Origin of the sequence: Pseudomonas sp. MM227 (genome assembly GCF_947090715.1) — a bacterium.
GTDB classification, from domain to species: Bacteria; Pseudomonadota; Gammaproteobacteria; order Pseudomonadales; family Pseudomonadaceae; genus Aquipseudomonas; species Aquipseudomonas baltica.
The window spans coordinates 620001-645969 of the sequence record NZ_OX352319.1 but is presented as its reverse complement, the minus strand read 5'-3'; the positions used below and the strand labels follow the sequence as shown (position 1 = coordinate 645969).

Annotated in this window: 14 protein-coding genes and 2 rRNA genes (1 of these 16 running past the window's edge); 3 read left to right on the top strand and 13 right to left on the bottom strand. The window is 61.8% G+C overall.

Annotation, left to right across the window (positions count from 1 at the left end):
- The gene (locus ONG87_RS02850) at positions 1 to 960 is read right to left on the bottom strand and encodes a diguanylate cyclase (RefSeq protein WP_192104372.1); all 960 of its coding nucleotides are present in this window, start codon (positions 958 to 960) and stop codon (positions 1 to 3) included.
- Positions 961 to 963: 3 nt separating this feature from the next.
- Positions 964 to 1962, bottom strand: a complete 999-nt coding sequence (locus ONG87_RS02845; protein WP_122480242.1) for a response regulator — start codon at positions 1960 to 1962, stop codon at positions 964 to 966.
- 391 nt (positions 1963 to 2353) lie between these two features.
- On the opposite strand from ONG87_RS02845, the gene ONG87_RS02840 reads away from it, so the two are divergent.
- Entirely contained in the window at positions 2354 to 3940 is a 1587-nt protein-coding gene (locus ONG87_RS02840; protein ID WP_192056342.1) for an aldehyde dehydrogenase (NADP(+)), read from the top strand.
- Between the two features lie 193 nt (positions 3941 to 4133).
- Positions 4134 to 6050, top strand: coding sequence for a methyl-accepting chemotaxis protein (locus tag ONG87_RS02835; protein WP_192056340.1), 1917 nt, complete (start codon positions 4134 to 4136; stop codon positions 6048 to 6050).
- 104 nt (positions 6051 to 6154) lie between these two features.
- On the opposite strand, the gene ONG87_RS02830 is transcribed toward ONG87_RS02835, so the two are convergent.
- From ONG87_RS02830 to ONG87_RS02805, 6 genes are all read right to left on the bottom strand, one after another.
- Positions 6155 to 7573 carry a hypothetical protein gene (locus ONG87_RS02830; protein ID WP_264382175.1) on the bottom strand — a complete coding sequence of 473 codons (1419 nt, stop codon included), beginning with the start codon at positions 7571 to 7573 and terminating at the stop codon, positions 6155 to 6157.
- Positions 7574 to 7649: 76 nt separating this feature from the next.
- Positions 7650 to 8546, bottom strand: coding sequence for a LysR family transcriptional regulator (locus tag ONG87_RS02825; RefSeq protein ID WP_192138155.1), 897 nt, complete (start codon positions 8544 to 8546; stop codon positions 7650 to 7652).
- Between the two features lie 69 nt (positions 8547 to 8615).
- Positions 8616 to 9197 carry an NAD(P)H-dependent oxidoreductase gene (locus ONG87_RS02820; protein ID WP_264382174.1) on the bottom strand — a complete coding sequence of 194 codons (582 nt, stop codon included), beginning with the start codon at positions 9195 to 9197 and terminating at the stop codon, positions 8616 to 8618.
- Between the two features lie 202 nt (positions 9198 to 9399).
- On the bottom strand, positions 9400 to 10614 hold the full coding sequence (locus ONG87_RS02815; protein ID WP_264382173.1) for an aldose 1-epimerase family protein: 1215 nt from the start codon (positions 10612 to 10614) through the stop codon (positions 9400 to 9402).
- Between the two features lie 158 nt (positions 10615 to 10772).
- Positions 10773 to 11663: a 3-hydroxyisobutyrate dehydrogenase gene (gene mmsB, locus ONG87_RS02810; protein WP_122480249.1), complete on the bottom strand. Its 891-nt coding sequence runs from the start codon at positions 11661 to 11663 to the stop codon at positions 10773 to 10775.
- A 9-nt stretch (positions 11664 to 11672) separates the two neighbouring features.
- Entirely contained in the window at positions 11673 to 13199 is a 1527-nt protein-coding gene (locus ONG87_RS02805; protein ID WP_122480250.1) for a CoA-acylating methylmalonate-semialdehyde dehydrogenase, read from the bottom strand.
- A gap of 100 nt (positions 13200 to 13299) precedes the next feature.
- Between ONG87_RS02805 and ONG87_RS02800 the strand changes: the two genes are divergently transcribed.
- Positions 13300 to 14235: a LysR family transcriptional regulator gene (locus ONG87_RS02800; RefSeq protein WP_264382172.1), complete on the top strand. Its 936-nt coding sequence runs from the start codon at positions 13300 to 13302 to the stop codon at positions 14233 to 14235.
- 28 nt (positions 14236 to 14263) lie between these two features.
- Here the strand turns inward: ONG87_RS02800 and recD are convergent, their stop codons facing one another.
- From recD to ONG87_RS02775, 5 genes are all read right to left on the bottom strand, one after another.
- The gene (recD, locus tag ONG87_RS02795; protein WP_264382171.1) at positions 14264 to 16345 is read right to left on the bottom strand and encodes an exodeoxyribonuclease V subunit alpha; all 2082 of its coding nucleotides are present in this window, start codon (positions 16343 to 16345) and stop codon (positions 14264 to 14266) included.
- The gene (gene recB, locus ONG87_RS02790; protein ID WP_264382170.1) at positions 16342 to 20037 is read right to left on the bottom strand and encodes an exodeoxyribonuclease V subunit beta; all 3696 of its coding nucleotides are present in this window, start codon (positions 20035 to 20037) and stop codon (positions 16342 to 16344) included. Before recB ends, recD begins: the two co-directional genes overlap by 4 nt.
- The gene (gene recC, locus ONG87_RS02785) at positions 20034 to 23513 is read right to left on the bottom strand and encodes an exodeoxyribonuclease V subunit gamma (RefSeq protein WP_264382169.1); all 3480 of its coding nucleotides are present in this window, start codon (positions 23511 to 23513) and stop codon (positions 20034 to 20036) included. The genes recB and recC overlap by 4 nt, the downstream gene beginning before the upstream one ends.
- A gap of 198 nt (positions 23514 to 23711) precedes the next feature.
- Positions 23712 to 23827, bottom strand: a 5S ribosomal RNA gene (gene rrf, locus ONG87_RS02780).
- A gap of 147 nt (positions 23828 to 23974) precedes the next feature.
- Positions 23975 to 25969: ribosomal RNA gene (locus ONG87_RS02775) — 23S ribosomal RNA — on the bottom strand (it continues 899 nt past the right edge of the window).

The following is a 25969-nucleotide window of genomic DNA, read 5'->3' as shown; positions in this document are numbered from 1 at the left end:
TCAGGGCCGCTCGTAGACCGTCACCCGGTTGCGGCCGGCGCGCTTGGAGGCATACAGCGCCTGGTCGGCCCATTCGATCAGTTGCTGGTGCTCGTTGCTGGGGTAGCCCAGGTCGGCGACGCCCAGGCTGATGGTGAACCGCACCGGGCCGCTTTCGTGCTCGACCACTTCGGCTTCGATAGCCAACCGCAGGCGATCGGCCAATATGGCACCGCCCGCCTTGTCGGTGTCCGGCAGCAGCACGGCGAACTCTTCGCCGCCGTAGCGTCCGGCAATGTCCGAGTCACGGACCATCGCGCGCAGCACCTGCGCCACGCGCTGGATGACCTGGTCGCCCACCTGGTGGCCATAGGTGTCGTTGACCCGTTTGAAGTGGTCGATGTCGAACATGATCAACGAGGTCGCGTGGCCGTAGCGCCCGTGTCGTGCGTACTCGACCTTGAGTGCTTCCTCCCAGTGACCACGGTTGTACAACCCGGTTAGGCGATCGGTGCTGGAAAGCTTCTGCAGTTGCAGGTTCGACGCCTGCAGCTGACGGCGGTTGGTGGCCACGTCGGTCACGTCGTAGATGACCACGCAGATGTGCTTGATCTCGCTGTTGGTGGAGCGCAACGGCAGGATGGTGGTGTTCTGGTACATGAACGCTTCGTGCCCGGTGATCGGCTGATAGTTCTTGAAGCGCACCAGGTACGGGCGTTGTTCCCAGATGGTGAAGGCCGGCGTGCCGAGGGTGACCACGCTGCTGACCTTCTTGCGGAACCACTCGCGGTCGATCTCCGGGAACAGGCTGAAGAAGGCCTGGCCGATGGCGTCCCTGGGTTGCACGCCGGAGCGGTTTTCCATGAAGGTGTTCCAGACCTGCACCTGGTAGTCGCTGTCGAGCACCACCACGCCAACGTCGATGCTCTGCGTGATCGCCAGGAGCCAGTGAAATTCGTCCAGTTCGATAGGTCTGTTCATGGCTCAGTTCATCAGGTAGTCGAGCTTGTCGCGCAGCAACTGCACCGAGTCTTCGGTGAACAGCAACAGCAAGTCGAAATGAATGCAGTGGCCTTCCAGCGCGTAGCTGATTTCGACAGTCAGGGTCTTTTTCCAGCGGTGCCTGCCGACTTCGATCAGGTCGTCGATCGCGCCGTGGTCGCCGAGAAGGTGCGGATGGCTCTGGGAGAACATCACGTCCAACTGCTGGGCCAGGCCGCTGAGGCAGGCGCCGATGATGACCGACGAGAGGTCCAGAAGCATTTCCTGGTCGGAGTAGTCCAGCGCACTGCGGTTCATCAGTCGAGCCAGGTCGGCGATGTCGCAGTCGTGGAAGATCAGCATCGCTTCACCGGCGATGCCGCCGCCGATGAAGCCTTGGCAGATTGCCGTGATCGGCTGTGTACTCTGCACGTCGGCCAGGACCATGTGCAACTCGCTGGCTTCGAGCAGGTTGACGTTGGGTACGGGCAAGTGGATGAACACGCCGAGCACCTTGGCCAGCATGGCAGCAGCCTGGCCCATGGCAACGTTGATGGCCTCGCGCAGAGCGTCGATGAAGCCGATGTGGATGGTGCTGTCGCTGCCGCCGCGCAAGGGGCCGCCGGTAGTCTTTTCCAGCAGGCCGGCCTGGAGCAGGACTCGGCGCAACTCGTCGGGCTCGGCCGGCTTCTTGATGAAGGCCAGCGCACCGAGTTCGCGTACCCGGCGCAGAGCCTGATCCTGCACGTCGCCGGAGACGACGATGACCTTGCAGCGCAAACCGTGCTCACGCAGTGCTGCCAAGACCTGGTAGCCGTCCATGTCGGGCATGGTCAGGTCGAGCAACATGACATCGCCCTTGCCCTCGCGAATCGCCTCGAGCGCCTGGCGGCCGTTCACCGCTTGGGTGATGGTGGTGTCCCAATCCGCTGGCAGGGCGCGCAGCAGCTGCTTGCGGGCCATGTTCGAGTCATCGCAGATCAGCAGGGGAATGGGCGGCATGGCCTCTCGTTCTCTTCATGGGGCGACGCGCGTCATCGCCATTGATGCACCATTGCTCACCTTACCTCCAAGGCCCTGTTCGCCGCTACCTTGCGTGCTGGCTATTTGCTTTCTTTCGGCGCGAATGCCGATGTGGCTTACCGCGGTCTGCCTGATTCACCGCATAGACCGCCGACGCGGCTTGCGCCGCTGCTACAGGGGTTGCGAATCGACCACGACAGGCCTCTGTAGCAGCGGCGCAAGCCGCGTCCGGGCTCACCGCGGTCTGCCTGATTCACCACATCTGCGGCCGAGGCGGCTACAGTAGGGGGTTCGGGGGGCAACTTGCCCGGTATATGCTCAAGTTGTATGATGTCTGTTAACAACCCGCCCACAGGACACGGAGACAACAATGCCTAACATCCTCGGTCACAACTTCATCGGCGGCAACCGCAGCGCCAGTGGCGAGCCCAAACTCAAGAGTGTCGACGCCACCACTGGCGAGGCGCTTCCTTATAGCTTCTACCAAGCCACCGATGCCGAAGTCGACGCCGCCTGCCAGGCCGCCGACGACGCTTTCCTGGAATATCGCCAGCTGAGCCCCGCTCGCCGCGCTGAATTCCTCGATGCCATCGCTGACGAACTCGATGCGCTGGGTGATGATTTCGTAGCAGTCGTCTGCCAGGAAACCGCCCTGCCTGCCGGCCGCATCCAAGGCGAACGCGGTCGCACCAGCGGCCAGATGCGCCTGTTTGCCAAAGTGCTGCGCCGTGGAGACTTCCTTGGTGCCCGGATCGACCTCGCCCTGCCCGACCGCAAGCCGCTGCCGCGCGTCGACCTGCGCCAGTACCGCATCGGCGTCGGCCCGGTTGCCGTGTTCGGCGCCAGCAACTTCCCCCTGGCGTTCTCCACGGCCGGTGGCGACACCGCCGCCGCGCTGGCCTCGGGTTGCCCGGTTGTATTCAAGGCCCACAGCGGGCACATGGCGACAGCCGATCTGGTCGGCACCGCCATCATCCGTGCTGCAGAAAAGACCGGCATGCCCAAGGGCGTGTTCAACATGATCTTCGGTGCCGGCGTCGGCGAGCCGCTGGTCAAGCATCCGGCCATTCAAGCGGTCGGCTTCACCGGCTCGCTGAACGGCGGCAATGCGCTGTGCAAAATGGCCGCCGAGCGTGCCCAGCCGATCCCGGTGTTCGCTGAAATGTCCAGTATCAACCCGGTCGTCCTGCTGCCGGACGCCTTGGCCACCCGCGGCGAAACCGTGGCCAAGGAACTGGCGGCGTCCGTGGTGATGGGCGGTGGCCAGTTCTGCACCAACCCGGGCTTGGTGATCGGCGTTCGCTCGCCGGCCTTCAGCGCTTTCCTCGAGCAGCTGCAAACGCAAATGGCTGCCCAGGCGCCGCAAACCATGCTCAATGCCGGTGGTCTGCGCAGCTACAGCAAAGGTGTCGAACACCTGCTGGCCCATGAAGGCATCACGCACCTGGCCGGTAACCCGCAGGAAGGCCAACAGGCTCAGGCGCAGCTGTTCAAGGCTGATGTAAGCCTGCTGCTCAATGGCGACGAACTGCTGCAGGAAGAAGTGTTCGGCCCGGCCACCGTGGTGATCGAAGTCGCCGACGATGCCGAGCTCAAGACCGCGCTGCAATCGCTGCGCGGACAGCTGACCGCCACCCTGATCGGCGAACCGGCCACCGACCTGGTCAAGTACCAATGGCTGGTGCCGGTGCTGGAACAGAAAGTCGGCCGCATTCTGGTCAACGGTTACCCGACCGGTGTGGAAGTGTCCGACGCCATGGTCCACGGCGGCCCTTACCCAGCCACCTCGGATGCGCGCGGTACCTCTGTCGGCACCCTGGCGATCGACCGCTTCCTGCGTCCGGTCTGCTACCAGAACTACCCGGACGCGCTGCTGCCCGAAGCGCTGCGCAATGCCAACCCGTTGGGCCTGCAACGCCTGGTGAACGGTGAGTGGAGTTCGCAGCCGATCGCTTGATGCAACGGCCGCAACAGCCAGACGGCGCGATCTCGATCGCGCCGTTTTTTTTTGCCTCGGTGATCCGATTTTTTGTTTCAGCTCTGCGACAAGGTGCCGATATGGGGGGATCAAGAAGACCTTTTCATGGCGACCACCCATAACCACAACGACGGTCGTCCAGGTCTGATCCTTTACTGTCAGGAGCACATTTATGAACGGCTGGTTCGGCAATATCAGCGTTACCCGAAAACTTGCGCTGGGCTTTGGCCTGGTGCTGGTATTGACCGCGCTGCTGGCGCTGACCGGCTGGACCAGCTTGAGCAGCCTGATCCAGCGCAGCAACTGGATGAGCGACATTTCCGAACTGAACAACAGCCTGACCAAGCTGCGCATCGTGCGCCTGCAGTACATGCTGGCCAACGGCGATGATGCGTCTGCGCAAACCGTGCAGACCCAACTGGACGCTTTCGAGACCCAGCAGAAGAAACTGATCGACGGCTTCAAGAGCCCCGAGAACCTGCAGCGCCTCAAGGCCCAGTCCGAGCAGATCGACGCGTATCAGAAGTCGTTGAACCAGATGCGCGACGGCTACAAGGCCAGCAATGTCGCGCGGCAGAACATGACCGCCACGGCGACGGCTGCCACCGAGCTGGTCAACCAGATCAATCAGGCAGTGCTTGCAGTGCCCGACGGCGACCTGCGCTTCGACGAATTCCAGGCCATCACCCGCGTCCGTGAACTGATCCAGCAGACGCGCTACGACGTGCTCGCCTATACCAGCAACGTCAATGAAAAATCCGAACAGGCCGCCTTCGCCCAGATGGACCGCGCCGTGGCCGAGCTGCAGCAGCTGTCCGCCCGCCTGCCCACCGAGCAGTCCCGCTTCCAGCAACTCAACGCCGCGCTGGGTAACTACCGCACTGCAGTCGCCGGCTTCAAGGCGGCAATCGCCAACATCGCTACGGCGCGTGCCGAGATGACCGTGGAAGGCGCTGAAATCGTCCGCCTGAGCGACGAGCTGTACAAGATCCAGATCCAGCGGCGCGATGCCGAAAGCGCCGAAGCGCGCAGCTATCAGATCGGCGCCGCGCTGCTGGCCCTGATCTTCGGGATCCTTGCCGCGTGGATCATTACCCGCCAGATCACCCGCCCACTGCAGCAGACCCTGGAAGTTGTCGAGCGCATTGCCGGCGGCGACCTGAGTCAGAACCTGCAAGTCACCCGCAAGGACGAGCTGGGCGTGCTGCAACAAGGCATTCAGCGCATGGGCGCAACCCTGCGCGAGCTGATCGGCGGCATCCGCGACAGCGTCACCCAGATCGCCAGCGCTGCCGAAGAATTATCCGCCGTCACCGAACAGACCAGTGCCGGGGTCAACAACCAAAAAGTCGAAACCGATCAGGTCGCCACCGCCATGCACGAGATGACCGCGACCGTTCAGGAAGTGGCGCGCAACGCCGAACAGGCCTCGGTGGCCGCCACCACCGCTGACGACGAAGCGCGTGAAGGTGACAAGGTGGTAGGCGAAGCCATCGCGCAGATCGAGAAACTGGCCGACGAAGTCCGTCGCTCCACCGAAGCGATGAACGCCCTGCAGAAGGAAAGCGACAAGATCGGCAGCGTCATGGACGTGATCAAGGCAGTCGCCGAGCAGACCAACCTGCTGGCCCTCAACGCAGCCATCGAGGCGGCCCGCGCAGGCGAGGCCGGACGTGGCTTTGCCGTGGTGGCCGATGAGGTTCGCGGCCTGGCCCAGCGTACGCAGAAATCCACCGAGGAAATCGAAGGTCTGGTGGCCGGTCTGCAGATGGGCACGCAACAGGTGGCCAGTGTGATGTTGAGCAGCCGTGGCCTGACTGACAGCAGTGTCGAGCTGACACGCCGCGCCGGCACTTCGCTTGCGAACATTACCCGCACGGTGTCCAGCATCCAGGCGATGAACCAGCAGATTGCAGCTGCAGCCGAACAGCAAAGCTCGGTTGCCGAGGAAATCAGCCGCAGCATCATCAACGTGCGCGATGTATCGGAGCAGACGGCCGCCGCCAGTGAAGAAACGGCCGCCTCAAGCGTCGAGTTGGCACGCCTGGGCAACCAGTTGCAGATGATGGTCAGCCATTTCCGCGTCTAAGAAAGCACGCTCACATCCTGACGCGACTTACGCCGCTGCTACGGAAACCGATCCCCTGTAGCAGCGGCGCAAGCCGCGTCCGGCCGCAACACGACCCAACCCGCTCACTCCACTTCCTTCAACACCCGCTCTTCATGAAAGAACGCGTTCGGGTCCACACCCGCGCGGAAAAAGTACCCGTAATCCTCCAGGTAATACAGCGTCTCCACCCGCTTGAGGTTGTCTTCCAGGTGCGCACAGCGCAGCTTCTTCGCCTGACCGCTCAAGCGGCCATTGACCTGGGTCGCGGGCAACTGCTGCTCGACACGGCAGTCGAACGCCTGACGCGGCTTGCCGTACTCGCCGACCACGCTGTTGCTCATCTTGCCATCGGTCACATAGCCCAGCTGCGCACCCACCGGCATGTTCTTCCAGTCCCCGCTGAACGCAATGGCATTCAAACCGACGTTGTCCACCATCGGCGCTTCGCCGCTGTAGACGGTTTGCTGGGCCAACGCGACCAAGCCGCGAAAGCTCACCGCCTGCCCCTCGAAATTGCTGCCTTTGGTGCGCACCGAGAGCAGCCCCGACGCCTTGTCCTGGCTGAACGATTTTTCCTCGGTGAACGGTGCGCTCTGCCCTTTGAGATGGGCCGTACCGGTTTCCACTACCCGTTTCAGCACCTTTGCCGGTTTCGGCAGGTTCAACTGCTTGACCGCCGACAGCGCCGGCGCCTGCACGCGCGGGGTGGCCAGCACCAACGGAGCCTTGCTCCGCGGCTTGAACGCCGGCAATCCGGCCAGGCCTTCGGGCTTGCCGCAGGCAGCGTCGAACACCCGTCGATAATCCGGGTCGCTGTCCTTCACGTTGTAAGTCTTGGGCTCGAAAAACACCCCACCATCGGTCACCGTGTTGTGCTCATCCAGGTCATACCCGGCCAGCAGGCTGAACGTCTGCTTGGCGCAGTCCAGGGCATAGCGCTCGCGTTTCTGTGCATAGGGCGCGTTGTGTGGCTGATCGTGGCCGATGGTCGGCGAGTCGTAGGCCGCCCAGAACTGCAACTGCCCCTCGACGGTAGCCAAACTGTTACGGTCGATCAGCACCCATTGTTCATCGCCCTTGCCCAACAGCACTCGCCAATCGGGCTGGGGAGTGGCGGCGCAGGCGCGCTGGAAAGCGGGATTGGCATTCAACGCCGCTACCTGCGCAGCCGGGATCGGACGGGCCGGCGCATACTTGCCATCGGGGCTGGCGAAATAGATGCGTTTCACCCCGTCCAGATAGATCAGGCTGGCGCTGGGGCTGGAACACGCCGCCTCGACTTGCAGCAAAAAGCCGAACGGCGACGTGTCGGTCTTGGGCTGCAGCAACATGAAGCTCAGGCGATCACCGTTGCGCAGCACACTCTGCGGCACGGGCGGCTGCGACATCGCCTCCTTGAACATGTCCTGCGCCTGTTCGTTGCCAAGGCTGCCGTCGTCAGGCCCCTTGCTGGAACAACTGGCCAGAGTGACGAGGGCGGCGAGCAATGCGATGCGCTTCATGATGAGTCCCGGGAATGGCGATCAGGCGTCATGGTAAGCGGCGTATCGAAAGCGGCGCAATCCATCCCCCGCCGCTTCAGCAGGCGTAGGCCGCCAACTTGTCCTGGATGAAGTCCAGAAAGCACTGAATCCGCAATGCCAGCTGTGAGTTGCGGTAGTACACCGCATTGATCGGCTGGCGGTAACCACTGTTGGCATCGGCCAGCACCACCTGCAAGCGCCCCTGGCGAATGTCTTCGTGGGTCATGAAGTGCGACAGGCAGACGATCCCCTGCCCTTCCAGCGCCAGCTGCCGTAACGTTTCGCCACTGGATGCCGCCATGCGTGGCTGGATCTGCAGTCGATCGCCCTCGGCATGGCGCAACGGCCAGTGGTTGAGCGTTTCGGTCTGGGTGAAGCCCAGCAGCACGTGCTGGCTCAAGGCCTCGACCGTTTCCGGCACGCCGTGGCGCTCGAGGTAGGCGGGGCTGGCGAGGATGTTCAGCGGGCTGCAACCCAGCGACCGGGCGTGCAGGGTAGAGTCGGCCAATACCCCGATACGGATGGCGACATCGGTGCTGTGCTCGATCAGATCGATGATCAGATCATTGCTGTTGAGCTCCAGCAGAATGTCCGGGTAGCGCTGACGAAACTCCGCCACGTACGGCACGATCGCGTGCAGCATGAACGGTGACGCGGCATTGATGCGCAAGCGCCCGGCCGGCGTCTGGTGACGCAGCGCCAAGCGCTCTTCCAACTCGTCCATGCGCGCCAGGATCTCCTTGGCCTGCTCGAAGAAAAACCGCCCCTCTTCGGTCAGGTCCATGCGCCGCGTAGTGCGGTTGATCAAGGTGGTGTCCAGCTTGGCCTCGAGCTTGGACAAGGTGCGGCTGACCGCCGAAGGGGTCTGACCGAACTGCTCGGCGGCGGCAGAAATGGAGCCGCTCTGAATGACGGCGACGAAGACTTGCAGCTCATCGGATCGAGATTTCAACGCAGGCCTCATCGGATCTACCAGGACCTGCGAAACATACACCAATCCCTGCCCCTGGCGAGCGTGCCGTCAGCCCAGCACCTTGGCCAGGTGCGCCTGATACCGCGCGACATCGTTGTCGATGTTCGGCATCTTCATCACGTCGACGCTGAGGAAGGTCGGCAAAGCGGTCATGTCGAGAAATTCGTTAGCCTTGTGGAACGGAAAATACACTGCGTCCACGCCTTTGCCCTCGAAGAAGTCGGCCGGATCGTCGAACGCCTGCTGCGGCGCGTTCCAAGTGGCCGAAATCATGTACTGCTTGCCCTTGAGCAAACCACCGCTGCCATATCGCTGCGACGCATCGGAACGCGTCCGGCCGTCATTGGCATACAAGCTGCCATGGCCTTCGGTGAACACCTCGTCGATGTATTTTTTCACGGTCCACGGCGCACCCATCCACCAGCCCGGCATCTGGTAGATGACCACGTCGGCCCAGCGGTATTTCTGCACTTCCTCGGCAATGTCGTAGCCACCGTCGATGAAGGTCTGCTTCACGTCGAAGCCGGCGCGGTCCAGGTAGGCCACGGCGGCGTCATGCAGGGTCTGGTTGTAGCGACCGTCGGAGTGGGCGAACTGCTTGCCGCCGTTGAGCAGGAGAATCTTTTTCATGAATGTGGCCTCGTTGACTGTGCGAGAAATGTCGATGGCCGCAGTCTAGAGGCCTTGCCCGTGTGGAGTAAGCGGGCAGCGCGCAAATCTCTCTTGCTTGAGAGTCACGAATGAATGGCCATTGTTGCGTGGTTATTGGCGGGACCAGGTTCTGGTCCCACCGTCGCGGAACATGGTTTTTCGGTTGCCGCCAACGCTGTTGCTACTCCTTGGTCAGGTCCACCAGCGGCGTCTGCCGCACTTCGGTCTGACGCTCGCCCTGAATCGTCTCGATGGTTTTCAGCGCCTTGTCCACGGCCGGTTTGTCCGCCAGCAGGCTGTAGCTGATGCTGAAGTGCTTCTGCTGTTTGGGCTCGATGGTCGGGACCAGATTCAGAGGCCGCTGGTAACGACGGTTATAGGAAAAGCTGGTGCCCGGCTCCAGCCCGGTCACATAGCCCTGGCCTTGCGTGTCGGTGTTCTTCCACAACGAAAACACCGGCAACTGCTGGACGTTGAAACCTACCGCCACGCCCAGGCTGCCGGCCTTGTTGTGCAGCACGGTCAGGGTGTCGCCCTTGGCGTCGCCATAGGGCACCACGTTGTACACGGTTTCGTCATAGTCCCTGGTGGGTGCGCGATAGGTCTGCCAATCGCCCAGATCAGCCTTGGCCTTGTCGTTGAAAGGCGACACCTGCTTCACCGCCGCCGCAAAACGCGCGCCCTCTTCCAGGAACGGCGTGCTGAAGTTGCTGTGATACAGCGCCTGGTATTCCTTGGGGTAGTCGCCGTTGTTGGTCAAGGTGTCGTTGAGCACGAAACGGGCCGTCCCGGGTTCGGTCACCAGCTCGGTCTGCGCGGTGAAATCGACCTTCTTGAAGGCCTGCTCCTGCAGCTCGCCACGCACATGAATCGCATACGGCGGCGCCTCGTCGATATGTACGGTGACCTTGCTGGCCGGAATGTTCGCGGCACGACCGTGCAGGGTCAGCAGCTCACCGTTGTCCATGCCCGGATGGCCGACCCATTCGTAGCCGCAGCGCGTCACCAGTTCGTTGAAGCCCTCCAGCCAGCCCAGGCCTCCCCGGCCGTTGAGCTCGATGAAGGCCGGATTGACCACTTCTTTGACGGGCGAATCCCAGCCCATGCGCGCGTCGCCCACCTGGGCGTGGAGCACGTTCATGCCCCGTGTAGGCACCAGCGTCAGCTTCATGGTGCCGTTATCGATGTCGATCAGGCTGACACCTTCCTGGCGACCCCCGTGCAGGGTGCGCATCGTGATGGAGAACGGCTTGTCGACCTTGACGCCCAACTGTTCGCTGGTGATGCGCTGGTTCTGCGCAGGCTTGTCGCTGTCCAGCAACACGAAGTCCCAGGCCAGAGCGTGGGAGCTGAGGGTGAGTGCGGAGATGGCACAGGCGAGGGGAAGCAGTTTCATGGGGGGGCCCTTTCTTGGAGTTATGGATCATGCGGTGAATCGATTCAGCTATCAGCCGAGTCTAGTCCCCTTGCGCCCATTTGGAAATCCGCGTGTAGCAGCGGCGCAAGCCGCGTCCGCTGCACCGCGCACCCTCCCCCGTTTGCTATGCGACCGTGTTACTCGGCAGGACGCTGATACGCCTTCACGATCGCAGAAAAATCCAGCTGCCCCTCTCCCCGCAAGCTCATTGCCTGATACAGCTGTTGGGCTACGGCACCCAGAATCACCGGCTGGCGTGCCTGCTTCGCCGCTTCGGTAGCCAGCCCCAGGTCCTTCAACATCAGCTCGGCGCCGAACCCCCCACTGTACCCGCGGGCCGCGGGCGCTGTTTCAATGACCCCTGGCCAGGGGTTGTAGGTGTCCGAACTCCAGCAACGCCCGGTAGAGCTGTTGATGATGCCCGCCAGCACCTGTGTGTCGATGCCCAGGGCATTGCCCAATGCCATGGCTTCCGACACGCCGACCATGGAGATGCCCAGCAGCAGATTGTTGCAGATCTTGGCGATCTGTCCGGTGCCGACCTCGCCACAGTGGACGATGTTGCGGCCCATCTGCGCCAGCACCGGCTGCAGCTGGCCGAACAATTGCGCCGACGCACCGACCATGAAGGTCAAGGTACCCGCCTGAGCGCCACCGGTGCCGCCCGACACAGGCGCATCGGCCAGATCAACGCCCTGCCTGGAGGCTGCGGCAGCGATATCGCGCGCAGTCTGCGGATCGATGGTGCTGCAATCCACTGCTGGCGTACCCGCGCGAATGCCAGCAAGCACGCCTTCCTCACCCAGGTAGACGCTGCGCACGTGCGCCGCTGCCGGCAACATGGTGATCACCAGTTCGCCCTGGGCAGCGGCGTTCTTGGGCGAAGCACTGACGTGGCCGCCCAACTGCGCCAATTCCGCCAGTACGTCCTGGTTCAGATCGAACACATGCAGCGTGTGGCCTGCCTTGAGCAGGTTGCGCGCCATGGGCGCGCCCATGTTGCCCAGGCCTATGAAAGCAATGTTCATGGCAATGCCCTATTTCAAGTTGATGGTGGTGTTGACGCCGTCGTTCACGCTGTCATCGTCGAACCAGCGCGCCGTGACCGTCTTGGTCTGCGTGTAGAACTGCACCACCTGCTTGCCGTAGGGCCCGAGGTCGCCAAGCTTGGAACCGCGCGACCCGGTGAAGCTGAACGACGGCACCGGCACGGGAATCGGGATGTTGATGCCTACCTGGCCCACGTCGATCTCGCTCTGGAACTTGCGCGCCGCCGCGCCGCTCTGGGTGAACAAACCCACGCCGTTGCCGAACGGGTTGGCATTGACCAAAGCGATGGCTTCGTCGAGGGTATCCACCTCCAGGGTGATCAGCACCGGCCCGAAAATCTCCTGGGTATAGATCTGCATGTCCGTGGTGACACCGCTGAACAAGGTCGGGCCAACGAAGTTGCCCTGCTCGTAGCCAGGCACCTGCACACCGCGACCGTCGAGTTCCAGCGTCGCGCCTTCCTCGACGCCACTGTCGATCAAGGCCGTCACGCGCTCCAGCGCACGGCGGGAAATCACCGGGCCGACGTCGGTGCCCGGTTCATTGCCAGCGTTGACCTTGAGCTTTTGCGCCAGCGCCTTCATATCGGGAATCCACTCGCGCGACTTGCCCACCAGCACGGCGACCGATGTGGCCATGCAACGTTGCCCGGCTGCACCGAAGGCGGCGCCGACCAGGGCGTTGAGCGTTTGCTCGCGGTTGGCGTCCGGCAATATCACGGCGTGATTCTTCGCGCCCATCATCGACTGCACGCGCTTGCCATGCCGGCCGGCCAGGTCATACACATGGGTGCCGACAGCGGTCGAACCGACGAACGACACCGCCTTGATGTCGGCATGGGTGCACAGCGCATCGACGACGTCCTTGCCACCGTGCACCACGTTCAATACACCCGGCGGCACGCCCGCCTCCAATGCCAGCTCCACCAGCTGGACCGTGGACAGCGGATCCTGCTCCGAAGGCTTGAGCACGAAGGTGTTGCCGCAGACGATCGCCATCGGGAACATCCACAGCGGAATCATTGCCGGGAAGTTGAACGGCGTGATCCCCGCGCACACACCGATGGGCTGACGCAATGTGTAGGTATCGACGCCACCGGCGACGTTCTCGGCGAACTCGCCCATCTGCAGGCTGCCGATGGAGCAGGCATGCTCGACCACTTCCAGGCCGCGGAAGATATCGCCCTCGGCATCGGCAATGGTCTTGCCCTGCTCGGCACTCAAGGTCTGCGCAATGCGCTTGGAATGTTCCCGGATCAATGCCTGCAGCTTGAGCATGATGCGCATGCGCGCACCCAGTGGCGTCAGGCGCCAGGTCTTGAATGCACGCTGCGCTGCGGCTACTGCGGCATCGACCTCGTCGGTCGTGGCGAAGGGCACCCGCGCCAGCACTTGCTGGGTGGCCGGATTGACGATGTCGCGCCATTCCTGGGTGGTCGAGGCGACCCACTGCCCATCGATCAGCAGTTTTACATCGTCGATCTTGCTGGCATTCGGTTGAACGGACACGTTCATGGATGACCTCCGCGTATTTATTGTTGTGGCGAGACGGTTCTGCGATGGAGTATAGATGCTGCAAACATCTAACAAGAACTCACAATAAAGCCGGTCCAACATGCAAAAAGACCTTAGCAACCTGAACTGGGACGATCTCAAGTTCTTTCTCGAAGTGGCTCGTACGCGCAAGGCCAGCATCGCGGCCAAGCGCCTGGGCGTGGACTACACCACCGTATCGCGGCGCATCGGCTCGCTGGAAAATGCCTTGGGTACCCTGCTGTTCGAGAAGTCGCGGACCACAGGCTTCGTCCTCACTGCCGAAGGGCAGCGCCTGCTCGCTTCGGCCGAGTCGATTGAAAGCACCCTGCACATGGCCTGCGAGCAGGTTTCCGGGTCCGGCGTGGCGCTGTCAGGGCATATCCGCATGGGCTGCACCGAAGGCTTCGGCAGCTTCTTCATCACCCCGCAGCTCAGCCATTTCGTCGACACCTACCCGGCCATCTCGGTCGATATCCTGCCGCTGCCGCACTTCATCAGCCTGTCCAAACGCGAAGCCGATATCGTCATCGCCTTGGAGCGTCCCGAACATGGGCCCTACGTCTGCTGCAAACTCTGCGACTATCGGCTCAAGCTGTATGCCACGCGGACCTATCTGGATCGTCATCCCCCCATCGAAAGCAGCGCTCAACTCAGCGAGCACCGGTTCATCAGCTACGTCGACGACCTGGCCTTCAGCTCCGAGCTGCTGTACCTGAACAAACTGCTGCCCAACGTCAACGCCGGGCTGCGCAGCACCAGCGTGATTGCCCAGTACACCGCAGCGCTCCAGGGGCATGGGTTGGTCATATTGCCGTGCTTCCTCGCCGCCCAGGACGAACGCCTGGTGGAAGTCCTGCCCGAAGAAGTCGATATCACTCGGCAGTTCTGGATGTACTGCCGGGAGGACCTGAGGAAACTCAAGCGGATCATCCTGCTGTGGGATTACATCCGTGACGTCACCGACCGCAACGCTGCACTGCTGATGGGACACTCGCGCACCACGCAACCCCTGTAGCAGCGGCGCAAGCCGCGTCACACACGTCTCACGACTTCCACTCAAGCATCAGCCCACTGAGTCTCTTGACCCTGCGCCGCACAGCCTCTTCGAACACACCCTTTCGGGTTTCGATCAAGGTGAACCAATGCTTGGCCCGCGTGATACCCGTATAGATCAGCTCCTTGGTCAACACCGGATTCAAGGCATCAGGCAGGATCAGCGCCGTGTGCGCGAACTCCGACCCTTGGGATTTGTGCACCGTCATCGCATAGACCGTCTCGACGTCATTCAAGCGACTTGGCAGCACGAAGCGGATGCCGCCCTGCCCGTCGTTGCGCGGAAAGGCCACGCGCAGCACCATTCGATCGCGCTCGCCACCCTCGGGCAGCATCAGCGCAATGCCGATGTCGCCGTTCATCAAGCCCAGGCCATAGTCGTTGCGTGTCATCAATACGGGCCTGCCCTCGTACCAGGGTTGGCCACCCTCAATGAGACGCGCTTGGGTCAAGGCCTGGGTCGCGCGGGCGTTCAGGCTTTCCACACCCCAAGGCCCCTTGCGCACGGCGCACAGCAACTGGAACTCATCGAACGCGTTAAGCAACCCACGGGCCCAGGTGGCCCAGGCTTGATCTTCCAGACGCGTGTCGGCCGGCGGCCGAGAGGTACCGATCTGCTCCAGATAACGTCGGTAGCCTTGTGGTCCGTCGGCGTCGCGACCGTGTCCGTCCAGCAGCAGGCGCAGCAACGCCACATCGTGCTCGCCCTTGAGCGGCAGCCAATGAACATCGGGATACTGGCCTTCCTGCAGCAAGGCACGCGCGCCGTCGGCGTCCTGCAAATTGACCCTGGCTGCCAGCTGGCCAATGCCGCTGTCCTCGCCGAATCGGCGCGAGTGCCGCAGCATGACCACCTGCTGCGCGAGGGCGTTATCACGTTCGTTGCCTTCGAGCAGCCCGCTGCGTGCGAGGTCCTCGCCGCTGACCTGCTCCAACCAGGCGCGCGTCGCCGGACTGTAGTAGCCGGACTCGGCCTGGCTGCACAGGTCGCCCAGCACCGCACCCGCCTCGACCGAGGCCAACTGGTCCTTGTCGCCCAGCAGCACCAGTCGGGCATGGGCCGGCAGCGCATCGAGCAGGTTGGCCATCATCTCGAGGTCGATCATTGAGGCTTCGTCCACCACCAGTACGTCCAAGGGCAAAGGGTTGGCTGCATCATGACGAAAATGCCGCGTGCCCGGACGGCTACCCAACAGGCGATGAACCGTGGTCACCTCGGTCGGAATACGCGCCTTGATTGCGGCGTCCACCTGCAGGCTCTGCACCTGCAAGCTGATCGACTCGGTCAGTCGCGCCGCCGCCTTGCCGGTCGGTGCTGCCAGCCGGATACGCAACGGTTTGTCCTGGGCCACTGCGGGCCCTTGCAGGAGTGCCAGCAGGCGCACCACCGTGGTGGTCTTGCCCGTTCCCGGGCCGCCCGTAACGATACTGAAAGCACCCCGCACGGCCAGCGCGCAAGCCAGTTTCTGCCAGTCGATCCGAGCCCCGTCGGTGGCCCCGAACAATTGCGTCAGCCGTTGTGCAAGGTCCTCCGGTACCGGCTCGCGCGCGTCCAGCCGCTGACGCAGCGCATAACCGATACGCCGCTCGTACGCCCAGTAACGACGCAGGTACAGGCGCTGGCTTGAAAGCACCAGAGGTGAGCTGCCTGTAGGGTCATCGGCGCCCCCCACCAAGGAGCTGTTCGCCAGGCTGGCCAGCCAGGCCTCGGCACCCAGGCCCTGAAGCAACTGCGATGGCAGCAGGGCCACGCCTCCTTGCAAGTCGCCCTCGGGTGGCAGGGACAAGGCAAAATCCGGTGCCTGCAGCGTCGCCGCCAGATCCAGGCAGACATGCCCGTGTCCCAGCTGGTGGCTGGCGAGGGCGGCAGCGAGCAGTACCAGAGGGTCGCCCTGTGGGTCGAGGTCGGCAAGAAACGCTACGAAGGCTTTGTCCAGCGCACGCAGCCAACCGCGCTCCACCCAGCGCTCGAGCAACGCCAACAGGTCGGCCGTATGTGTGCGGGGCTGCAGCTGAGCAAGGCTGTGTGCATCCAGAGGGGTGGGCAGCAGGTCGGCAAACGAGCGGGTCATGGTGCACTTTCCTCGAACAGGTCGGCCTGGACATCACGGCGTCCGCCTTTGAACACCGTATCGAGCTCCTCGATGAGCTCACGGGGTGGCCGGGTGAAGTACACACCCTGGCTGGGCGCCCCAAGGCCGCGCAGAAACACGAACGCCGCACCGCCCACGTGTTCGTCGTAGTCGTACCCTGGCAGCCGCGCCTTCAACTGGCGGTGCAAGGCGAGCAGGTACAGCACGTATTGCAGGTCGTAGCGGTTGGCCAGGATGCATTCGGTCATCGCAGCGTGGGTATAGGCGGCATCATCCGGACCCAGCCAATTGGATTTGTAGTCGGCAACGTAATACTGCCCCTGGTGCTCGAAACACAAGTCGATGAAGCCCTTGAACATGCCGTTGAGCATGGCGCCTTCGGCTGGCATTCGAAGCACGCCGGGATGCGTGTACTGGCGCACCAGGGTATCGAGCCGGCTTACATCGACCTTATGGCTGGCGAACCAGAACTCCATCTCGATCTGGTATTGGTCGAGATCGGCCATGCGTACCGGGGCTCGTTCGGACCCAAGCTGCAATGGCTCGTCGATGAAGCGCCGCAACCAATCGTCCAGGGTAGGGATCCAGCCGCTCCAGCCGCGCCGACTGCAACGCCGCGCGACGTTGTCGGCCAGTCGCTCCGGGGCCGCGGCAACGCTGGCAAAACCTTCGCGCCCTGCCCATTCCAGCAAGCCGTGCAGAAAAGTGCCCGGCCCGGGGCCACGGGGAAAACGGTGAATGTCGCCACTGGTGGCCGGCACCTCGCGCGGCACCTGCGCGTCCAGGCGCTCATCGTCCATCAGTTTCTGCTCGAGAGCGCTGTCGGGCGCCTGGTCATCATCCGCGCCCAACGTGTCGCTGATGCGCAACGCGCTGTAGGACGCTATCCACCAGTTCTCCCGCGCACTGCGCTTTGGCAGGCGCACCTTGAGCAGCGCGGCGTCGCTGCGCAAGGGTACGTAACGGCTATCGTCCACCTCTGGCACTGGCACACTCACGATGTCTGCGCACCCTGCACTCGACGCCTGCAGCCAACTCGCAAGCTGGCCTGCATCGGCAAGCGGCTGCCCGCCGCCAAGCAGGTACCCGATGGCCGAACGATGGAACACCGACTCCTTGGTCGTACCGCGCTTGAGGTCGGCGATGCCGAGCCAGCAGCCGTGCTGAGCCCGGGTCAGGGCCACGTAAAGCAAGCGCAGGTCCTCGGCCAAACGTTCGTCGTCGGCCAAGGCCACCTGTTCGGATGTAGGGTTGAGCGTCAATTGCACGCGGTGAGCCGCGTCGTGGTAAACCAACGGCAATCGCTTGCCGTCGACCGGTTTGCAACTGCAGATGAAAGGCAGGAAGACCAGTGCGTACTCGAGCCCCTTCGACTTGTGGATAGTCACCACCTTGACCAACTGCTCGTCGCTTTCCAGACGCAGGATATGCTCCTCCGCTGCGCTGCCGGAAAGTGCCAGCTGTTCGCTCAGATGACGGATCAGCGCCTGCTCGCCGTCCAGTTCGCTGGACGCCTGCTGCAACAGTTCGCACAGGTGCAGCAGGTTGGTCAGGATACGCTCGCCATCGTCACGGCCGATCAGCGCCAGTGGCAGGTCGAAATCGTGCAGCAGGCGGCGCAGCATCGGCAGCACGCCCTGGGTGCGCCAGATGTTTCGATAGCCACGGAACTGCATGACCCGCGCTTCCCATTCCAGCTCGCTCAGGTTCAATTGCTCCAACTCGTGCAAAGAGCGGTTCAGTGTGACGCTCGCCAAGGCAGCGCGCAGTTGCCGCTCCGAGTCAGGCTCGGCGCACGCCTTCAGCCAGGCGAGCAAGTCATGGGCCTCCTGAGCGGCAAATACCGAGTCCTTGTCCGACAGGTACACACTGCGGACCCCCCGGTCGGTCAACTCTGCACGCACGGCCTGGGCCTCTTTGCCATCGCGCACAAGAATGGCGATATCCGCCGGCCGAATACCGCTGGCGCTGCCTTCCCGTACCTTAAAACCGGCGTGCCCAGCCTGCCCTGCATTCAACAGGCGCACGATTTCCGCCGCGCAGGCACTGGCCAGCGCCTTGCGGTACGCGACGCCGGAAATGGGCTGGTCGCTGGGCAGATGCCAGAGCGTCAAGGCCGGTACGGCCTGCCCGTCCACGATCAAGGACTCCTTGCGCCCCTGGGCCCGCACATCCAGAAATGGCACAGGGTTGTCATCGCCTTGGCGGAACAGGAATGCACCTCGCCCCTGCGCACGCTGCTCGGCCTGCATGAACATATGGTTGACCGCGCCGACCATGGCCTGGGTAGAGCGGAAGTTGGTGCCCAACGTATGCAGCCTGCCCTCGGTCGCCCGACGCGCCTGCAGATAGGTATGGATATCGGCACCCCGAAAGGCGTAGATCGCCTGCTTGGGGTCACCGATCAGGAACAGGCCGGTCTCCTGCTCGTTTCGCTCGATGTGGTAAATGCGCTCGAAGATGCGGTACTGAACCGGATCGGTATCCTGAAACTCATCGATCAGGGCCACGGGAAACTGTTCACGAACCAGCTCGGCCAACTGTTCACCACCGGAGCCCTGCAAGGCCCGGTCCAGCCGCACCAGCATGTCGTCGAAGCCCATCTCGGCACGCCGGCGCTTTTCTTCCTCGAAGCGCGCGCCGATCCACTGCGCTGCATGCCTCAGAACCGCGCTTTCAGGCGTCGGCAAGGCCGCCAGTGCCGCAGGCAGCTCGACCATCGCGTGCAAGCCGGCGTGCTCCGGCGCATCGCCTTTCCAGGCTTCGGCCATGCCGTCGGGGGTCAAGCGGGTAAAACCGGTACCAATATCCAGGTCGTGCTGATCTGAATCCGTAGCCCAGGCGGTGATCTTTTCGAACCAGGGTTCGAAGTAGCGTGCCTGCATCTTGCGGCCATCGACTGCCTTGGCCGCCACCGCCTGCAGGCAGATTTCACGCAACTGGGTGGCCCACTGCGGCCAAGGTGTCTTGAGCTCGACCAGCGCTCGCTCGCGCTCGGCCAGACAGCGTTCGATCAACTGGCCGGGCTCATCGCCCGATGGATCTTGCTGTACATGCGCGAACAGCCCCCGCACCCGACCAAGCAATGCCGCAGGCCCGCCAATATGAGCCCGCACCCAATCCAGCGCAGCGCCATGCATCGGGTAATAGAACCGCCGCCAATAGTCGCGCACCACCTCGCCCAGCAGTTCGCTGTGATCGGTTTCCAGGCTCTGGGTGAACAGGCTGCCGCTGTCGAACGCGTGTTCGCGCAGCATGCGCTGGCACCAACTGTGAATCGTGGAAACGGCAGCCTCGTCCATCCACTGGGCAGCGATATCCAGTCGGCTGGCACAGGCCGGCCACTGGCCAAGTTCGAATTCGTCGCGCAACTGCTCGACGAGCGCATCCGGTGCCGTTATTTCGCTTCGGAAAAACCGCGCGGCTTCGGCCAGACGGATCCGAATGCGCTCGCGCAGCTCCTTGGTTGCGGCATCGGTAAAGGTCACTACCAGGATCTGCGGGGGCAGCAGTTCGCGTCCGAAGCCGTTGATGTCTCCACCATGGCCAAGTATCAAACGCAGATAGAGTGCGGAAATGGTGAATGTCTTGCCGGTGCCGGCACTGGCTTCGATCAATTGGCTGCCACGCAGTGGAAAAGCCAATGCCAGTGGACGTTCGAGCGATGTCATGAGCGAGCCTCCTTGTCATCGACCGATCTCCAGGGCGCCTCCAGCATGGGCTGGTACAAGGCTTGCGCCCAGCCTTCGAATTCTTCCCCGTCCATCAAGGCATCGAAATCAGCGAACTGGCGCATCAGTGCCATCGCCTCCCGACGCTCGCCATTACTCGTCACACCATCGCCCTCGTACGCTTTGCGTGCTGCCAACAAAGCCTTTTCCTCATCGGTGTGCGAAAGCCAGGCCACGGCCGTTTTCACGGCTACCGGCAGGGGCCGGGTCATGCCCGCTTGCCAGGCCAGCAGCAGATCGCTCAGGGCGTTCCGAGCCTGGTCCAGGGGCAGTGGCTCGAGCAGCAGGGTATCGTCACTGGCAACTACCGCGGTGGTCAGCGGCAATCCAACGGCGCAGGATGCCAGGTGCAAGACCCAAGGGCGTACCAGCCGATGCCATTTGCGCGAGCGCACGCCGCCAATGGCGTTGGCAATCGTCGAGACGCTGAGGTAGCTGCCGTCTTCACGCTGGTAGACACCCGCCAGCCATCCCTCCAGTACGACACCCTGGGCCTGGAAAGTGATCGGCAGGGCACTGTCCAGTCGCGACGGCCACATGACGAGCAACTGACGGTAGCGCTCGAGCAGATCGGGCAGTGGCTCGATCAACTCCTCGCGCAACCGAGTGCCGAATTCGGCCATGGGCAACAGGCCGCTGCCCTGCAACTTGCGCGCATGGCTTTCCAGCGTCTCGGCAATGGCGTCGGCACTGGCCATGCCGGCACCGAGCAGGCTGTCACTGAGCGTGTAACGCTCCAGCGCATCGAGCACAAAAGGCTCGATGTCGGCCACAGGCTTTTCCGCCGACTCGAAGAAGACTTTCAGCCGCTGGCTGAAGAAATGCCTGACAGGATTGCGCAGAAAGTCCTGCAACTGAGCCACGCTCAGCGGCTCGTCCTGACGATGAGCCTGCAGAGGCGACTGCGCATGGGGTGCCGCTACTTGCGCATGCAAGTGCTGCCACTCCCTGGCAAAGCTGAAAAGAGCCGGGTTGCCTTGATGAAAATACCGAGCGCTGAAAGGTTGGAGAGGATGCTCCAGCGTGAGTGCCTGCAACAGCTTCTCCCCGCTGGCCGAATTGTCCAGCGCCTCATCGCCCGACAGCCTCCAGCCACTGGCCAGATGATCTCGCAATTGCCCGACCAGTACCGAGGGCGGTCGTTCGCTGTTGTCTCTGATACTGCGCCCCACCCAACTGATATACAGCTGTTCGCGCGCCGAGAGCAGCGCTTCCAGCAACAGATAGCGATCATCCTCGCGCCGCGAACGGTCACCCGGGCGATAATCGCTGCCCATCAGATCGAAATCGAGCGGCGGTTGCGCCCGAGGGTAATCGCCATCATTCATGCCCAACAGGCACACGATCTTGAATGGAATCGCGCGCATCGGCATCAAGGTGCAGAAGTTGACGGAGCCCGCCAGAAAACGCTGGCTCAAGCGGCCCTGATCCAGCCCCGCGAGCCAGGCTTCACGCACCACCGTCAGCGGCAATGCTTCGACCAGCCCCACGGCTTCGCAGGTTTGCAGCCACTCTTCACGCAGCTCTTCGAGCTGGTTGAGCAGGTACTCGTCATGCTCGGTGTCGGCAGTGAAGAACAACTGCAGCATCTGATGCAGACGCACACCCCACTCGGCCGGGCTGGCCGCACGATCAAGTTGCTGACAGGCTACCTCCAGGGCATCCAGCAGCGCTGCCAGAGGGCCGATAAGCGCTGCGTCCAAGCCGCCGATCTCGTCGTAGGGCTCGATATCACTGCAGCCCACACCGGTTCCGACGGCATAGCCGAGCAACATTCGCCGCAGCCCAAAGCGCCAGGTGTTCTGTTCCAGCTCGATCGGCAAGCCCAGGTGCTGGCGGTGCGCCGCGTGAAGGCCCCAGCGAATGCCTGCGCCTTCGATCCAGCGACGCAAGGTCGGCAGATCACGCTCCTGAATCGCGAACCGACGCCGCAGGGCAGGTACGTCCAGAAGGTCGAGGATCTCGCTCACGGGGAAGCGGCTGTCCGGCAGCTTGAGCAGGTGCTCGACCGCTATGAGCAGAGGATCTCGCCCGCGCTGCCCCTGGTCGGTCAGCGTAAAGGGAATGAATCGGCGGTCTTCCCGGTCCAGTTGGCCAAACACTGCGCGAATGTGCGGCGCATAGCTGTCGATATCCGGCACCATCACGATCACGTCACGGGGGCGCAGTCCGGCATCGGCACTGAACCGTGCCAACAACTGGTCGTGAAGGATTTCCACTTCGCGCTGTGCACCATGAGCGATGTGGAAGCGGATGCTCTTGTCGGTCTTGATATCCACGCTTGGCCAGGTGGACTGAGTTTCACCCAAAGGGCGCAGCTCCAGAATGTCGTCTTGCAACTGACCCAGTAAATGCTGTGGCTCGCTGTCGCTGAAGAGGTCGATGCGACCATCCTGAAACGCCGACTGATAGCTGGCGGGATCATCATAGCTGTCGAGCAGATTGATGTAGTCACGGCCTTGCTTGCCCCAGGCAGCTAGCAATGGGTGTGCATGCTGATGAAGGCTGTCGGTGTCCAGAACCGCTGGCATGCCCTGCTTGCGAGCCTGACGTTTGTATTGATGACGCAGAAGGTCTTTGTCCGCCACGATATCTGCCCAGTGGTGCCTGCAGGGATTGTGCACGCACAACAACACCTGGCTGAATCTGCCCAGCGCCGCCAGTGCCTCCAGACCCTGTGCAGGCAACGAAGAGATACCGAACACGATGACCCGCGAGGGTAGCGCTGCCGGCGGCTTGTCGAGCGCCGCCGCAGCTTCCATGAAACGTTGATGCACCCCTGCACGGCTTTGCGCCATGCCTTCGGAGCCTACATCCTGCAGCAGTGCCCGCCATAACTCCGCCTGCCAACAATTGCCTGCCGGCAGAGGTTTGCTCAGCCCCCTGCCATTGCGCAGCTGATGCTTGCCTTCCGCCCAGTCCTGCAGCCAATCCGCACGATAAACCTGGTATTGATCGAACAGGTCTGCCAGACGTTCGGACAACTGGTAGCGCTTACGCAGGTCGTTGTCGTCGAGCAGGAAGCGCTGCAGGGGTTCGAAATGGGGCTGGTCAATCAGTTGCGGCAAAAGACGCATCAAGCGCCAGGTGAGCGGCGCCTTGTCGAGCAGCGAGGACGACGGGATCTGGTCCTGCCCCAGTACGCTTCGATACAACTGCCACATGAAACTACCCGGCAACTGCACGTCTACCGCCGCAGAAATACCTACGCCGCCCTCGTCATCCGGGCCTTCGTCCGCGGCAAGCGCGAGTTTGAGCCACTGGGCGATACCGTTGCTCTGCACCAGGATGATTTCATTTTCCAGAGGACGCAGTGGGTACAGGCGCATCCAGCTCACGACAAGGCTGCGCAGTTCGTCCAGACGATTGCCGTGTACGACCATGAAACCGGGGATAAGAGGTGACACAGCCGACATGGGCGAAGTCCTTGAGGTGAGCGTGAATCAAGGGTCAACCTTATCAGATGTGGCTTTGCGAGTTGAGCCAGCCGGATCTGCCCCGCCTGTAAGAGACAGCTGAATGTTGAATTGATAAGTAGGAGGGGTCTTACAAAAAATGCCGTACAAAAGACAAAACCCCTACCTGCTCACGCAGATAGGGGTTTCGGAATTGAATCTTGACGATGACCTACTCTCACATGGGGAAACCCCACACTACCATCGGCGATGCATCGTTTCACTGCTGAGTTCGGGATGGGATCAGGTGGTTCCAATGCTCTATGGTCGTCAAGAAATTCTGTAGCCGGGATGCCCTTGGGAGGCACTCCAGCGAATCGGGTATGTGATGTTTGTGGGTTGTCTTGCTGCGAACTTTCGGTTCGTGTCATCTCCACAGTCACCGCAATCTGGTCGTTCGACGCAAATTGCTTGGGTGTTATATGGTCAAGCCTCACGGGCAATTAGTATGGGTTAGCTCAACGCCTCACAGCGCTTACACACCCCACCTATCAACGTCGTAGTCTTCGACGGCCCTTCAGGGAACTCAAGGTTCCAGTGAGATCTCATCTTGAGGCAAGTTTCCCGCTTAGATGCTTTCAGCGGTTATCTTTCCCGAACATAGCTACCCGGCAATGCCACTGGCGTGACAACCGGAACACCAGAGGTTCGTCCACTCCGGTCCTCTCGTACTAGGAGCAGCCCCTCTCAAATCTCAAACGTCCACGGCAGATAGGGACCGAACTGTCTCACGACGTTCTAAACCCAGCTCGCGTACCACTTTAAATGGCGAACAGCCATACCCTTGGGACCGGCTTCAGCCCCAGGATGTGATGAGCCGACATCGAGGTGCCAAACACCGCCGTCGATATGAACTCTTGGGCGGTATCAGCCTGTTATCCCCGGAGTACCTTTTATCCGTTGAGCGATGGCCCTTCCATACAGAACCACCGGATCACTAAGACCTACTTTCGTACCTGCTCGACGTGTCTGTCTCGCAGTCAAGCGCGCTTTTGCCTTTATACTCTACGACCGATTTCCGACCGGTCTGAGCGCACCTTCGTACTCCTCCGTTACTCTTTAGGAGGAGACCGCCCCAGTCAAACTACCCACCATACACTGTCCTCGATCCGGATAACGGACCTGAGTTAGAACCTCAAAGTTGCCAGGGTGGTATTTCAAGGTTGGCTCCACGCAGACTGGCGTCCACGCTTCAAAGCCTCCCACCTATCCTACACAAGCAAATTCAAAGTCCAGTGCAAAGCTATAGTAAAGGTTCACGGGGTCTTTCCGTCTAGCCGCGGATACACTGCATCTTCACAGCGATTTCAATTTCACTGAGTCTCGGGTGGAGACAGCGCCGCCATCGTTACGCCATTCGTGCAGGTCGGAACTTACCCGACAAGGAATTTCGCTACCTTAGGACCGTTATAGTTACGGCCGCCGTTTACCGGGGCTTCGATCAAGAGCTTCGCTTGCGCTAACCCCATCAATTAACCTTCCGGCACCGGGCAGGCGTCACACCCTATACGTCCACTTTCGTGTTTGCAGAGTGCTGTGTTTTTAATAAACAGTCGCAGCGGCCTGGTATCTTCGACCGGCATGAGCTTACGGAGCAAGTCCTTCACCCTCACCGGCGCACCTTCTCCCGAAGTTACGGTGCCATTTTGCCTAGTTCCTTCACCCGAGTTCTCTCAAGCGCCTTGGTATTCTCTACCCAACCACCTGTGTCGGTTTGGGGTACGGTTCCTGGTTACCTGAAGCTTAGAAGCTTTTCTTGGAAGCATGGCATCAACCACTTCGTCGTCTGAAAGACAACTCGTCATCAGCTCTCGGCCTTAAGATCCCGGATTTACCTAAGATCTCAGCCTACCACCTTAAACTTGGACAACCAACGCCAAGCTGGCCTAGCCTTCTCCGTCCCTCCATCGCAATAACCAGAAGTACAGGAATATTAACCTGTTTTCCATCGACTACGCTTTTCAGCCTCGCCTTAGGGACCGACTAACCCTGCGTCGATTAACGTTGCGCAGGAAACCTTGGTCTTTCGGCGTGGGTGTTTTTCACACCCATTGTCGTTACTCATGTCAGCATTCGCACTTCTGATACCTCCAGCAAGCTTCTCAACTCACCTTCACAGGCTTACAGAACGCTCCTCTACCGCATCACCCTAAGGTGATACCCGTAGCTTCGGTACCTGGTTTGAGCCCCGTTACATCTTCCGCGCAGGCCGACTCGACTAGTGAGCTATTACGCTTTCTTTAAAGGGTGGCTGCTTCTAAGCCAACCTCCTAGCTGTCTAAGCCTTCCCACATCGTTTCCCACTTAACCAGGATTTTGGGACCTTAGCTGACGGTCTGGGTTGTTTCCCTTTTCACGACGGACGTTAGCACCCGCCGTGTGTCTCCCATGCTCGGCACTTGTAGGTATTCGGAGTT